At 59.8% G+C, this 15,423-nt stretch carries 3 protein-coding genes; 2 read left to right on the top strand and 1 reads right to left on the bottom strand.

What is annotated here, in order from left to right; translation table 11 throughout:
* Positions 1-384: 384 nt before the first annotated feature.
* A complete protein-coding gene (locus BLU24_RS16335; RefSeq protein ID WP_090283214.1) occupies positions 385-603 on the bottom strand; it encodes a DUF2970 domain-containing protein in 219 nt (72 codons plus the stop codon).
* 199 nt (positions 604-802) lie between these two features.
* Here BLU24_RS16335 and BLU24_RS16330 point away from each other — a divergent pair, with 199 nt between their 5' ends.
* A complete protein-coding gene (locus BLU24_RS16330) occupies positions 803-7,957 on the top strand; it encodes an NEL-type E3 ubiquitin ligase domain-containing protein (RefSeq protein ID WP_231990163.1) in 7,155 nt (2,384 codons plus the stop codon).
* 140 nt (positions 7,958-8,097) lie between these two features.
* Positions 8,098-15,417, top strand: coding sequence for an NEL-type E3 ubiquitin ligase domain-containing protein (locus BLU24_RS16325; RefSeq protein WP_093101847.1), 7,320 nt, complete (start codon positions 8,098-8,100; stop codon positions 15,415-15,417).
* Positions 15,418-15,423: the final 6 nt, after the last annotated feature.

The raw sequence follows: 15,423 nt of genomic DNA, 5'->3' as shown, positions 1-15,423 counted from the left end.
AATATACCCGTTTGCAGTTATGCGCAAAAGTGATGTTTGAGTATATGTAAAGAACCAAATCGCCTAACGAGAATCACTGTCAGCTAATCCACATTTGTCGTGCGGACAATCTTCGTCTTAACTGTGGTCGAGTCTTTCTGCAATCACCGACAAAACCGACAAGAGGCGATGCAATGAGCAATCCGACTAAGGCAAGAAAGAGCGACAGCAGTGTCGATGCGTGGGCCATCCTGTTCCTGATCATTCTCGTGGTAGGGACAGCGGTATTCTGGGTCAGCCATCAGTAAGTGAAATTCCGGGCCTGACCGCATGCCTGTAACAGGTGGTTCGCCAGTTACAAGGCTCGATCGTTCTGTCACGGCCCGGATTTTTTTCATGCAGGCCTCAAACCCCGGCCAGATGCAACACCAGTTTGACAATGGCAAACAGCGTCAAACCGAACAGGGCTGTGAATAAAACCCCCAGAATGACGAAATGGCTGGGCTTGCCGTGGGTGAAGTCCCTTTCGCGGTTCTTGCCGCTCTGCACCCCGAACGCAGCGGCCATGACGCTATGCAGCATCTGCCACAGGGTCGGCGGTTTGTTGTCGCTTGGATCGTCCATATATCCCTCTGCACGAAGTCGTTCGTGATCAGCATAGTCAAATAACCGCCTGTCAGCGGTCCGAACACGACGTAACAACTCTCTCGCTATTCGATAACTATGTACCGCCGGACGGGTCGGTGCGGATGATGTGCTGCCGCTTCATCTACAGGAGCGATGTATGTCACCCGATTTCCCCCTATCCCGAACCGCGCAAGTCATGGCCAAACCTCTGGCAACGGAAAGTGTGCATGCGCCGTTGCTCGAAGCCGCGTTGCCGCAATGGCTGATTGATGCTCCCGCTCGCAGAAGAGCTGAAATCAAGCGGGCCACCAGCACCATCCCCGACTGGTACACAAAGGCGTCACCGGCGCAACGCGACGTATTGCACAAACGCTTCAATCACAGTTTCCAGGCGCAGGTGCAACTGGATAAAACGATGTCGTCGTTCAAGGACATCGACGCATTTGCCAGGCCTTTGTTGCTGGAGGCGTTGAAAAGCCGCTTTCAGGTGCAAGTGGATGTCGACAAGACGCTGTTGTGTTTGAAGCGACCCGTTCTGTTGACTCTTGCTCGCGTGGAAGTCGGCACGTTCGAAGTCCTGACATTGCCCATGCTGCAGGCGGCGCTGCACAACTTTGAAAGTGAGGAATGCAAGTACGGAGCCTTTCACAACAGCTCAACCTTCGCGGTTGAAACCGGCACGCCCGACAAATACAGGGCAGTACCGGTCAATGTCTCGGTGAGGAACTTTCTCAGCCTGTGCCGGGAGCTGGACATCGGGGCAAAGTATCAAGCCTATCTGACTTCTTTTTTCCATCCCGCCAACCCAGACGCAGAGGCAAAGCTGCGCCGCCATTTCATTCTTGCTCAGAAAACCGCTCTGCACGCGGCGGCCGAACAAGCGTTGTTGACAAAGGACATCCGTCGGCAGGATTACGCGATGATTCTTTCGGTACTCAACGGCAATAGAAACCCCAGACTGGACAACAAGATAGTCTCATTCCAGGACTTGAGTCTGATGCGCTACAGGCTGGTTGGCTGCATTGTCTTTGTGATGTATGACAAATTCCCATCGTTTGATGAGGTGATTCTGTATGTGCCCAACGACCCCGAACATCCGCTCAAGCGCTATACCGGCACGCAGATGCAAGACACCTTGAAACGGCTATTGTCTGCTCGGGATCCACAGCAGCCGCAGAGTACCGCACCGACAGCCTATCAACAGTTTTTCAGTCAGTTCTTACCTTATAAAAGGCGCGCAGAATATTTCAGCCAGTTCGTCAAGCCCGCCCATCCCGCGTCCGATTGGCTGTGGTCGGCATGGCTTACGATCGGGCAAGCAGTGACGGGTGTCAGCGCGTGGGAGGCGCCTCCCAGGGTACCGAATACGATTCCGGATACCGACCCATTCGTGGCGGCAAAACCGCTTCCGGACCTGGAGACCTACATAAAGGGTAGGAACCATGACCTCTGGACTTATCTCTACGAAAAACACCGCGACAAGCTGTTCGATGATGCTCGCAGTCACGCGGTGCCAACCGCGGACGTCGATGCCAAGGCGCGCGATGCCAAACTCGCTGCGCTGCTGCAGTTCGGTCTGTTGGCCCTGAACGTCGTATCAATGTTCGTTCCCGTGCTGGGTGAAGTCATGATGGTGGTCATGGCGGGTCAGTTGTTGTTTGAAACCATTGAAGGCGTCGTCGAATGGAGCGAAGGCGACAAGCATGCGGCCAAGGCCCATTTGGTCGATGTTGCCGAAAACCTTGCGCTGATGGGCGCGATGGCAGCTGGGGGGGCGGGCTTCAGCCGGCTGACGGCGGTCAAGCCTGAGCCGGTCATCGAGAGCCTCCACCCGGTGACGTTGCCCAACGGAAAAACCCGCCTGTGGAAACCCGACTTCAGCGGTTACGAACAGGACGTCACGTTGGGCGCCTTATCCGAACCCAATGCGCTGGCGCAGTATTCGCTCGACGGCAAAACGTATATCCGTCGAGACGGCAATATCTACGAGCTGGTCAAGGATGAGACGACTGCGCAATGGCTGCTCAAACATCCCACCGATCCCGATGCCTACCGGCCAGTCCTTGTGCATAACGGCCACGGAGCCTGGCGCTTGGCACTGGAACAACCCATGACCTGGGGGCGTCTGGACCTGTTACGACGCATGGGGCCGGTAACCGACGGTTTTTCCGATGATTCCCTGCTGATGCTGGCCGATGTCAGCGGTGTCAGTGACAACACGTTGCGCAAGATGCACATGGACCATCTGCCGCCGCCGCCCGAATTGCGCGACGCCATGAACTTGTTCGAGGCGGACGCCGGTGCGCGGCAGATGATCGAGCAATTGCGCGGCGCAAGAGCGATCGATGAGCGGTACCTGTACGCATTGCCATTGATCCCCGAGATGCCGAACTGGCCGGCCGGTCGGGTGTTGGAAATCTTTTCCGGGTCGGAGAGCGCGGGACGGTCGATCCGCTACGGGGCGCAAAATTCGGGTGCGGTAGTTGGCCAAAACTCCTTGATACGTCTCAGTCGTGAACAAGTGATGAACGGCGAGATGCCGGCGCGAATCCTGGCAGCGCTGGAGGAAAACGAGATCGGTCATCTATTGGGCGAAAGAGGCGCACAATTTCGGCCGGCAAGGCCTGACGAGTTCATGCAGCGGCTCGCCGAGTATGCGTACACGCGCCAGGCGGCCATTTTTGACAGCCTCTACAGCGGCACCCAACCGCTGAGCCGGCGTGCGCGCATTCTGCAGCGTGAGTGTCCCGGTCTCGGCCAGGCCGCCGCGCAGGACGTGCTCGAGCATGCAACGTCCGCGCAACTGAGCCAGATGGATAAAACCGGACGTTCGCCTCTCAATCTGCTCGAAGAGGCCCGCTGGCATGCTCGGCAAGGGCGCCGGATCCGCGCCTTTGCCGGTTTGCACAGTGAAAATCTTGCCTCGGCAGCGAGCCGGCGGCTGGCATTGTTTGCCCTTGAGCAATTGCCGGAATGGCCCTTGACACTGCTTCTGGAAATTCGCGAAGGCAGCACTGCAGGTGCCTTGCTCGACAGCATTGGCGAACCGACGGCCGCGGTTAAACGCTATCTGGTAAAGAACGGGCCTTTTTACCAGGCATTCGATGCACATGGAGTAGCGCTCAACCGGGTACGAAGAATCGAGGACAGCTTTTACCGTTCGCTCATGTACGCATTGCCTGATGACCTGCGTGCGACGCTAGGTTTGTATGAAGGCAGCAACGGTAGCGAACTGCAACACCGGATCATCGAGTCCGCGCATGTTCATCGACACGAAGCTGTGCGCCTGCTGGAACCTCAAGCCAAATGGTTCAAACCGCCGGTGCGGGTCGCTGCGAGGTTGCTTGGCTATTATGCAAGTGGGCGGGGCAGGGGGTTCAATCGGTCGCTGGAGTCGCGAGTCACCCAGTTGTATCCCCAACCGCAGCAGGCCGATGCATTCTTCGCCCAGCAACGAGGCCGTAACGACGTGCAGATCTACGCTGAGTTGCAAACGCGTCAGCAGGATTGGGACACCCTCAACACCAGCCTCGATGAGTGGCAGGCAGGCCCGACCGACAGCCAGACTGCACAGCGCCGCACGCACGTGGCTCAGGCGTTGCGAGATGCCTGGCGCAATGCTCCCTTGGCCGGACAGATTGCCGAAACCGCGCGGCTGTCATTGGTTTGCGACACGCCGCTGCCGGTGCTGAACACACGCTTTGCCCACATCCGCGAACTGTCGCTGACGGGCATCGGTGTGACGGACGCCAATGCTGATGGCTTCCTGGCGGCTTTTCCGAACCTCACCGATTTGTCGATTGGCGAGCCGGGGCCGGTTTATCACCGCCGATCCATGGCCCGGCCGCTGACGACACTGCCACTGGCAGTCGGACAATTGCCACGATTGACCCGCCTGCGGTTCTCCACCGATGCGCCTCTACTGGCGCAGACCCTCGCCCCAAGACTCAGAGCGCTTACATCACTGGAAACGCTGCACATCGACTATTCGGGTACCGACGCAACCACACTCCACGGTCTCGATCTTGAGCCTTTGACGCAACTGCGCACACTACGCATAGACGCGCCGCGTGCCTTGTGGCGATGGCCTGCCTACGTTGAACGGCTTGAGCGGCTTGGGCGCCTGGACCTGACTCACACACTGATCGAAACCTTGCCGGAGTCGCTTTATCACGGGCATGAACAACTCTGGGCCGGGCTGTCGCTGGATTGGTCGCGGGTCACCCCGGCCACCTTCAGGCGCGCTTACGATTATGTCAGCCAATATTCCGGTCCTTTTGGTCATCTGCTTGATGTGCATCAGATGGTCCGTGAGTTCTGCGCTGCGGAGCTGGACGCCATGGCGATCAGGCCAGGCGTGGCCGATCCTTTGGCCGAGGCCTTTTACGGCGCCTGGGCTACACCCGAAACCCGGATTGAAGCGATTGAAGATCTTCGGGCCGAACATGAAGCGGTATTCGCTCAGTTCTACGCCCCCGCCCTGCGCCACGGAACACGCTATGCGGCCCTCCAACGGCGTTGGTCGACAGGGCGCAACGCCGACATGCTCAATGCGCTGAGAGTCAGTTGGCATGGGACGATTCGCCGGCGCTACGGCCTTGCGTCCAGCGTCGAGACGTTTGAGTTGCCTGGGGCGCAAACGCCGCTCGCCTTGTCAGCGCACGCCGAATTGCTCACCGAGCTGCCGTCGCTGCCGACCGGCAGTTTTGCGCACGTGCGTACATTGCGTCTGGCGCGGCTGGATGTGCCGCTCGAACAGGCGCGCAGCTTTCTCCGGGCGTTCAGTCAGGTTGAAAGCCTTGAAATCACGGGTGCGACCTTTACCGAACTGCCTTTCACCGCAGACGCGTTGCCAGCGTTGACGCACCTCGATGTCTCAGGCAACAGGATCGCGGTAACGCCGCTCGTGCAGCGGCAGATCAATGGATTGCAGCGTCTGAGAGGACTGAATCTGAGCCATAACCCGCTCGTTAACGTCGATGTCGGCGCTTTGAGTCGCTTGCGTGCCTTGAATCTGCGGTCGACCTCATTGCAAACGTGGCCCGGCGGCGCCGAACGCCTGCGGCGATTGACCTGGCTGGATTTACGCGACAATCGTATCGCGGCATTGCCGCCGCCAGTGCTGTCCCTCCCCGACGTACTGATGCGAACCAATCTGACCGGTAATCTTTTCAGCCCGGACGGCGAAGCCGGATTCAATGCGGCGCTGCAGCGGGTCGAGCAGCAACGTGGATTGCGGCAGGGCACGTTGCGTCGCTTCGCGGCGGAACCGGTGCCGGAACCATTTCCTCCGGCGGAAACGGGTGGGTCATTCATCGATTGGCTGCTGCCGCTTCCAGAGCCGGTGACCGTATTGCCCGATGACGCTGTGGCTTCGGCGAACGTGCAACGCCTCAGCACGATCATGCCCCACGCACAGGCTGAGCCTTGTGTGAACGACTGGCGGGCGACGGGATGGAGTGAGGCGCGAATCGAAGCGCAAATCGACGTCTGGCATCGGTCCTGTGAGGGTTTGATCCGCCAGATGAACGACTGGCTGTACATTCGCGAGATACGCACGGACCGGCTGCAGATCAACGCACGGAACCGTTCATTTGCGGCGCGAAGAATCCGCGATGCATGGCTCGACGGACTCACCGAAAACCCCGGCAGGCCGGGGCTGGAACTTGAGCTCGAGGGGCGTGAGACAGGTGACTTGCCAGCGCTGGCTGTACAGCTTCCGGCGGTGACCACGCTGGATCTTGACGGGGTGGGCATGACCGTGCAGGGCTCCGACGGTTTTCTCAATGCGTTTCCCTCTCTCGATACCTTGTATATCGGTGGCAACGCACTGACGTCTTTGCCCGCCCCGGTGTTACGGATGCGTCATCTGGAACGTCTGGACATGCAGTATTGTGATCTTCACAGCGCGACGAGCCTTTATCCGTTGGTTGGTCGTGCGCGTCTTCGCCAACTGGATATCGGCTACAACGAACTTCGCGTGTTCAACCCGCCCGATTTTGGCGTCATCGAGACCCTTGATCTGCGTTACAACCGCCTGACCGAATGGCCGGTGGGCGTGTTGCAGGCACCACGGCTGCGCAACTTGAACCTGAGCGGCAACGAGATCGCCGACATCCCGGTTGATCTGTTCAATGGCACGCACGAATCTTTGATCCATGGGACCGACCTGTCGGGAAACCAGCACTTGTCTCTTGCCGCGTTGCAGGATTTGCGCCGCTACGCCCGCGAACATTCATCGACTCACGCGTTGGGCGTATCACGTCGAAGCATCAACAGCATGATCGATGCGCATGTTCTGCCTGACCCCGTCGCTGTCGCCGGGCCCAGCGGCAATGAAACCAGTACTGACGCTCATGACCCGCATGCAGTCATGGAGCCGGTGGAAGAGGTTTTTGATCCAGCCATCGACGTAGCGCCGAGGTCGCTGGAGCCGTGGCTGAAGCACAGCAGCCCGCAAGTGGCGGCACAACGACGGGCGGTCTGGGCGCAGTTGGCTCGCGAACCGAATCATGAGCGGTTTTTCCAGTTGCTGCGGCTGTTGCGTGACACCGAGGATTTCCGCTTGGTACCGGCAGATCTCACGAGAAGAATGTGGGACGTGGTACAGGCCGCCACGGAAAATACCGAGTTGCGACAGTTGTTGTTCGCGGGGGCCGAAACCCATGGTACCTGTGTCGATGGACGAATTCTGACCTTCAGTGACATGGAAGTACGCGTCGCGGTGTATCGCACCTTGCACGACATTCCGTTAAACAGAACAGCGCTTCGGGGCCGGACACTGTTGCGCCTGTCCCGGCAGTTGTTTCGCCTGGAACGGGTGGAAGTGCTTGCCGAAGCCGCGGCACCAGGGATGGATCGCGCCGAGGTACGCCTTAAATACCGCATCCGTTTGACCCGCGGCTGGGGTGACGGTATCGAGTTGCCCGGCCAACCGGCCTACATGCTGTACGACGCGCCCCTGAGCGATGAACGGCTGATGCAGATCCGGGCTTCAATCCTGGAAGCGGAGCAGACTGACGCGCTGCCGGCGAGCATGATCGAACGCGATTACTGGAGCGCTTATCTGCAGGAGCGTTATCCGCAAGCGTTACGCGCAATCGACGTCGAAATCGACGCGCAGCGTGAGCAGCTCTGGACCGTGCTGGATGATCGGCTTGCGCGGGGTGAAATCAATGCCCAACAGTACGATCAGCAACTCACTGATCTGGGCAGGACCATGGAGGCGCGGCGCCGGCAAGAGCGCATCGCACTGACGCGACGGGAGATTGTTGATCTGCTGAGTTATGCCGGTGAGTCCGAATCGCCCGGTCATCTGTCGCCGACGCCTGGGCCGTCATCGCAACCGTAGAAGGTGCATTTGGGCGCAGTCACATGCATGGGGGGCGGGTGACGTATCCGGTTACTCATCGCCGGCCGTGCAATAACCGGGTACCGCAGACGCAATGGCGCGACGTGGTCTGCTGATTGTTTCCCCAATAAGGAACAATCATGAACCCGACATCAACCAGTGCGCGAGCGAAGCAACCTGCTTCGCTCGCGCAACCTGCCAAACCGAAAGCGACGCAAAGCCTGCACGGCCACTTCCTTGAGAAATCGATCCCTGCATGGTTGACCAACGCCTCAGCGCAACGACGCGAGGCGTTCAAAGGTGTCACGACAGCGCTGCCGTCCTGGTTTCTTAACGCGACGTCGGCCCAGCGCCAGACGTTGAGCGACACCTTCAAGGCCAGCATTGAGGCGCAGAACAGCCTCGATAAAAGCATGGCGACGTTTCAGCAGGTCGAAGCCTTTGCCAGGCCTTTGCTGATCAAGGCCCTTGCGGACGAGTATCGGTTGCAAGTGGACGTTGACCAGACGCTGCTGTGCCTGCGCCGGCCGCTGGAGGTCAGCGTTCTGGCAATAGAGGTGGGCTCCTTCGAAGTGGTCAAACTGTCATTGCTGGAGGCCGCGCTGCATAACTTCGAAGCCTGGGAATGTGACCGGGGTGCTTACCACGCAACCTCCGGCTTCGTCGTGGCAACGACTGAAGCCGGCAATTATGAGGCCGTGAGCCTTGCGATCTCGGTCAGCCAGTTCCTCGGATTGTGTCGCCGTCTGGACATTGGCAAGCAATATCAGACCTGGCTGCGGTCGTTCTTTCATCCCGCGGATCCAGTGGCGGAGGCGGCACTGCGTGAGCGTTTCATTGCCAGCCAGAAAGCGACAATGTGCGCTGCTGCCGAGCAGGCGTTGCTGACGAAGGACATCGAAGCTGCGCACTACGCGATGATCGTTTCGGTGATCGAGGGCGAGCTCAACCCCTCGGTCGGCAACAAGCCAGTGTGGTTCCGCGACTTCAGCCTGATGAAAAAAAGAATGACGGGCTGTGTGGTCTTCGTCATCAGCGAGAAGTACCGCTACAGCAATGAATGGCTTGTTTACATTCCTCACGATCCCGAGCACCCGTTCAAATGCTATCGCGGCAATGACGAGAAAGAAGAGTTCAAGCGGCTGCTCACGGCTCGAAGCACGGCGTCAGCGTCGGGCGCGGAACCGACTGCCTATCAGCGCTTCCTCAGTCAGTTTTTGCCTTACGACCAACGAGGCGACTATTTCAGCCAATTCACCCGCAAGGCAGCGGATTCACCCAGCGATTTCTGGCGCTCCCCGTGGCGCATCGTCACCTCGTTTGGCCCTGGCGCGCCTATTACTCGAATCAAGCAGTTGCCGCCCCCGCCAGCCGCAAAACTTGAGCCTGAACCTGATCCCTATATCGCTCCCGGCACGCTTCTGCAAAGGCAGCGCGGGCTGTGGGAAAAGAACCAGGATTTGTGGCAGTACCTTTACGACGAGAGCCGGGCCAAGGTATTGGCCGACGCTCGAAGCCATGCCGTGCCCACCGACGATGTCGACGTCAAGGCGCGCGAGGCCAAACTGGCGCACCTGATGCAGATCGGCCTGCTTGGTTTGAATGTGGTGTCGATGTTCGTGCCGGTGCTGGGCGAAGTGATGATGGTGGTGATGGCCGGGCAACTGCTCTATGAAACCCTTGAGGGCGCGATTGAATGGGGTGAGGGCGATCGCCGTGCCGCCAAGGATCATCTGATCGATGTGGCGGAGAATCTGGCGCAGATTGCGCTGATGGCGGGGATTGGGGCAGGGGTGCGGAAAATCTCCAGCGCCAAAGCTGTGCCGGTCATCGAGCAGCTACAGCGGGTGCAGTTGCCCAACGGCGAAACCCGTCTGTGGAGAGCCGACCTGCAAGGTTACGAGTCCGCTGTCGCGCTGCCGGACAGTCCCGGCCCGAATGATGCCGGGCAGCATGTGTTTGAGGGGAAAACCTACATTCGCCAGGGTGGCAAGGTCTACGAGCAGTTTTTCGATGACTCGATCGGCAAATGGCGGATCAGGCATCCGAGCGACGCCAATGCCTGGCAGCCGGTGCTCGAGAGCAATGGCCTCGGCGCCTGGCGGCATACGCTGGAGCGTCCACAGACCTGGGATCGTCTGACGCTGCTGCGGCGCATCGGCCATGCAACCGAAGCCTTCTCCGATGCGCAACTGCTCAAGGCTGCCGATATCAGCGGTGTCAGTGAGGCGGCCCTGCGCAAGATGCACATCGATTCGGCGCTGCCACCGCCGGAACTGACCCAGGCCCTGCGCATGATGCGGGCCGATAGCAACGCGGCGCGAGTCGTTGAGCAGTTGCGCGGGACACAAGCGATCGACGACCTTTATCTCTACGCGTTGCCGCTGATCACCGAAATGCCGCGCTGGCCGGCGAACCGGGTGTTGGAAGTCTTTGACGGCGAGTCATTGTCCGGCAAGTCCGTCAGGTATGGCTCCGCTCGGCGCTTTCGCGATGTCGGCGTCAAGGCGCCGATTCAGATATCGCGGGCCGATGTCCTCAGCGGTGACCTGTCAACCCATATTCTGGCGGCGCTGGACGAATCTGAAGTCACCGCGCTGCTGGGAGAACAAGGTGCACGCGTGCGCGATGCCCGGCCGGCAGAATTCGGCAAGCAGATCGCCGACTACGCCAACAGGCGTCAGCCGGCGATTTACGACAGCCTCTATCTGGGGACAGGTCCCGCCGCCCCTCAGGTTTTGCGTTTACAGAAGGCCTGTCCCGGGCTCAGCGAAGCGGCGGCACAGACAGTGCTTGCACATGGGCGCCCCGATGAACTGGAGCGACTCGGCGCAGGCCAGCGAGTGCCGCTGCGCCTGCTGGAAGAGGCACGCTGGTATGCGCGTCAAAGCCGACAAGTGGCGGCCAACGCCGGTCTGCGCAGTGAAAATGTTGCTTCGGCGGACAGCCGGCGTCTGGCGTTGCACGCGCTGGAACAATTGCCGGGCTGGCCTGACACCTTGCGTATCGAAGTACGCGAGGGGCATGCGGCTGGCACGCTAATCGACAGCATTGGCAGTGAAACGGCCGGCGAGAAAAAATACCTGATCAAGCAAGGCATGCAGTTTCAGGCCTTCGACGAACGCGGGGAGGCGCTCAACAGCCTGCCTCGCCACGGCGATAATTTTTACTCATCGATCATGCATGCCCTGCCTGATGCGGCGCGCCGCAGCCTCGGTGTGCCTGAGGTCGGGCAGTCCGCCGGGTTGCGAACAAAGATCATCGATTATGCCGATAAGCATCAAGCAGATGTGTCTGCGCTGCTGGCGCCACCGGTCAAGTGGATCAAGCCGCCCGTGCGGGTGAACGCTACGCTGATCGGTTATCCCGCCAGCGGACGCGGCGCGGGATTGCCAACGCAGCTGGTCGCCCATGTGCGCGATATCTATCCGCAACTGAGCTACGAGCAGGTTCAAGGCTTCATTCTTGAACAATATCGGGCGGGAAAAGACAGCAGCGCCATTTTCGAACTGTTGCTATCCCGTCGGCGCGAGTGGGAGCAACTTAACGCGACGCTGGATGAATGGGCGGGGACATCGACGCTCGCACCCTGGGAACGTTCCGGTACAGATCACAAGTTTCGCGCCGCGCAAGCGCTGAAAACCTGTTGGCGCAATGCCTTGTCCACCGGAGTCGCGGGTGCTGATCAACTTTCGATTCTCACTTACGACCCTCTGCCGGTGCTGACCGCAGATTTTGCACATGTACGTGAGCTTTCGATTGGCGGCAACGGTTTGACCGATGCCAATGCAGACACATTTCTGGCGCGGTTTGCCAATGTGCAAAAGCTGTCGCTGGGGGAGCGGGGCACTCTGTTCGGCACTTACATTGGGCATGAGCAGTCCCTGACGACCGTGCCCTTGACGGTGACGCGAATGTCCGCGCTGAAGACGCTCAAGTTCAGAACCCAAGCCACGGTCATGGCTGCAGATCTATCGACACGATTGCGTACGTTGACCGCGGTCGAGGAGCTTCATCTCGACTTGATCAGCGGCGCAGGCATGCCGCCTGGCCTGGACCTGGCTACCCTCAAGCGACTGCAAAAACTCAAGATCGAAGCCCCGGGCCTTACGCAGTGGCCGGCTTATGTGGAGCAACTGCCTGAACTGGAACGACTGGACCTGACCCAGACCGCCATCGCTTCCCTGCCACAAACGCTTTATATCGGCCACGAAAAACTCTGGGCGGGTTTGTCACTGGACTGGTCGAAGTTTTCCCATGAAGCGTTCAAACCTGCTTACGACTATGTGAACAATTACCTCGGGCAGTGGCGACACCTGGTTGATCTGGACACGATGGTTCGCCGCTATTGCGCCGGAGAACTGCAATTTCTCACGGGCGAGGCCGGCCGTCCCAACCCGCTGCCCGAGCGGATCATGAGCCTGTGGAACACCCCGGAAACCAGGCTCAAGGCCGTGGAGATCCTGCGCGTGGAGCACACCGCGATATTCCGCCAGTTCTACGAGCCCACGGCATCCGCAGGACTGCGGACTGCGAAGCTGGCCGCGCGTTGGCAAACGCCGCCCCATGACCGGGTAGTTCGTGCACTGGAAAAGAACTGGCGTGCTGCGATACGCCGGCGTTATCGCTTGAGCGACGACATGCATCCCTTCAATGCGACGAACTGGACATCCGCCACCGATCTCGACGATGCCGGCGTGTTTGAACTGGTCGACACCGCCTGGATAGAGGGCGAGGCGCCGATCAGTGAACTGCCGCAATTGCCAGTCGGTACGTTTGCCCATGTGCAGACCGTGCGGCTGGAGCGGTTGAACGTGCCGATCGATCAGCTTCGCGGGTTTCTCCAGGCATTCAGTGGCGCCACAAGCCTGGAAATCACCGCCTGCGGCTTGACCGAAGTGCCGGTGCGGCCAGCCGACTTCACCCAGCTGACTCAGCTGGACCTGTCTCTCAACCTTATCGCCGTCACGCCTGAGGTGCAGGGCCAGTTCAATGCGCTGAACAAACTGGAACACCTCAATGCCCGGCTCAATCGGCTGGACACACTGGACGTTTCTCGCCTTACAGGGCTCAAGACGCTGAACCTCAGCTCCAACGGACTCAATCAATGGCCGACAGGGGCGCAAAGCCTGCCTCGTTTGCAAGTGCTGGATTTGCGTCATAACACCATCGGGTCGCTTCCCGAAGATGTCCTTGCCGACGACACGGTGCTGCTCAAGACCCGCTTGCTCAACAACCGCTTCAGTGTCGCAGGCGAGGCGGACCTTGAAGCGGCGCAGCGCCGGATTGAAATGTCCATCGGTTTGCCCGAGGGCGCCTTGCAACAGTTCGATGCGCAGTCGGTGTCACTGCCGGGCATTTCAAGCGCGACCCTGCCGGAAAGTGCGCTGAATCGCGCCGGTCAGCTGTTGCCACTCCCGCCGGTCTCCGCAATCAGCGGCGGCTCTGACATGAGCGCCAGTGTGCTGGAGATATTTCCCTTGCTGACGCTTGAACAAGCGCAAGCCAGCGTTGCGCGCTTACGCAGCGAAGGGCTGCTTCCCGAACAAGTGGTGGACAGGCTGAACCAGTGGCGAGCGACTAACGAGACGCTGACGCGTGAGTTGAACGGCTGGATTTTCAACCCGGCGCCAGGGCCTGGTGAGGGGGTGTCGTCGTCCACGAGACTGTTCGACGCGACGAGGATCCGAAATTGCTGGCGCGACGGGGTTACCGCGCTGACCGAGTCCGCCGGACAGACGCTGAGTCTTTCAGCGGGACTCATCGGTGATTTGCCTGCGTTGTCTAGCGTGTTTTCCCACGTGCGAACACTGGACCTGACAGGGGTCAAGTTTACCGTTGAGGGTTTCAACCGCTTTTGCCCGGCGTTCCCTGAGTTGACCACCCTGATGCTCAACGGCAATGCATTGGACCGCGTGCCGGAAGCTGTCGCGGGTCTGAGCCAGCTGGAACGGCTGGAATTGAGCGGTAATCGCCTGGCCGCGGCACAAACGGTATATCAGTACGTGACCGGGGCGCGCCTGCGCTGGCTCGACCTCAGCCACAATCAGCTGGAAGAATTCAACGCCACAACCTTCAGCCGCCTGGAAACCCTCAACCTCGGCCAGAACGGTCTGGATTTCTGGCCTGACGGCGTGCTCAATCTGGCGCATATGCAAAGGCTGGATCTCTCGGGCAATAACATCATGGTCTTCCCGGACCGGCTGTTGGGCGGCAACCATGAGCGGCTCGTGGCGGGTACTGACTTGGCGGATAACTCGCTGTCGCTCGACGCACTGCAGCAACTCAGGGATTACAGTGCCGCGCAGGGTGGTGATGTAATGGGGTACACGCCGGAATCCTTGCAGGGTTTGATCGAAGAGCGGATAAGCAGCTCGGAAAGCGATTCCGGTTCCGGATCGGATTCGGATACCGATAGCAGTGACGGTGATGACCCGAGTGGCGCAGGCGGTGGGGCTGTCAGGCGCGTTGATACGCATGCTGGTGTCGAGGCTGCAGAGGTGATTGCCGATCCGGCCCAGGATGTGGCCGCACCGGCGATGGAGACCTGGATGACGTACACGCATGCAGATGTACGTGCCGCGCGGCTTACGCTATGGCAGCAATTGGCACGACAGACCAACCATGAGTCGTTCTTTCATTTGCTCTCGACCTTGCCTGACACCCTCGAATACAGGTTGTCAGGCGCGGATCTGACTCATCGGGTGTGGCAGGTCATCGAGGCCGCCACGGAAAATACCGAGCTGCGCGAGCTGTTGTTTCTCAATGCCGAGACGCACGGCACTTGCGGTGATGGGCGGATCCTGTCGTTCAGCGAACTGGAAACCCGGGTCTATGAATACAACGCTTTGCGTGATATCCCACGGCACCGTCCGCAGCAGCGCGGCAGAGCGCTGCTTGATCTGACCCGCCGCCTGTTTCGTCTGGAAAGGGTCGACCGACTGGCTGAAGCCGCTGCAAAAAACAAGGACCGCGCCGAAGTCCGCTTGCAATACCGCATCGGCCTGACTCGCGGCTGGCCGGACGGCCTCGAATTGCCGGCGCAACCCGAGCACATGCTGTACGCCACACCCATTCGCGGGCAGCGCTTGCTCGACGCACGCGCCGCGGTGCTCGCCGATGAAGCGTCGGACAGGTTTCTCGAGGATCTGATCGCCCGCGATTACTGGATTCGCTATTTGCGCGAGCGCAACCCTGAGGTGTTCGAGACGCTGGAGCGCAACGCTGGCCAGCGTCAGGAAGAGGTTGAGGACGCCTACCCGGACAAAGAGGACAACGAGGTCACCCGCAACCGCTATCTCGAGGCAATGGCAGCGCTGGAGATCGAACTGGCGGAAGCGCGTATAGAAAAGTTGAAAGAACTGACGCGCGCGCAACTGCCAAACCTGGCGTCGAGCGGCGAGGGCGCGGCAACACCCGCTCCGGCTTCACCGCAGCCCGGCCCGTCATCGCGCCCGTGAGCGGCT

It is taken from the genome of Pseudomonas sp. Z003-0.4C(8344-21) (genome assembly GCF_900104975.1).
GTDB lineage: Bacteria > Pseudomonadota > Gammaproteobacteria > Pseudomonadales > Pseudomonadaceae > Aquipseudomonas > Aquipseudomonas granadensis.
The sequence above is the reverse complement of the archived record's forward strand: the minus strand, read 5'-3'. Positions and strand labels throughout refer to the sequence as shown.

What these genes read in the sequence shown, in the direction of transcription:
- BLU24_RS16335 (WP_090283214.1), bottom strand. Translation starts at nt 603, where the DNA reads ATGGACGATCCAAGCGACAACAAACCGCCGACCCTGTGGCAGATGCTG.
- BLU24_RS16325 (WP_093101847.1), top strand. Translation starts at nt 8,098, where the DNA reads ATGAACCCGACATCAACCAGTGCGCGAGCGAAGCAACCTGCTTCGCTC.
- BLU24_RS16330 (WP_231990163.1), top strand. Translation starts at nt 803, where the DNA reads ATGGCCAAACCTCTGGCAACGGAAAGTGTGCATGCGCCGTTGCTCGAA.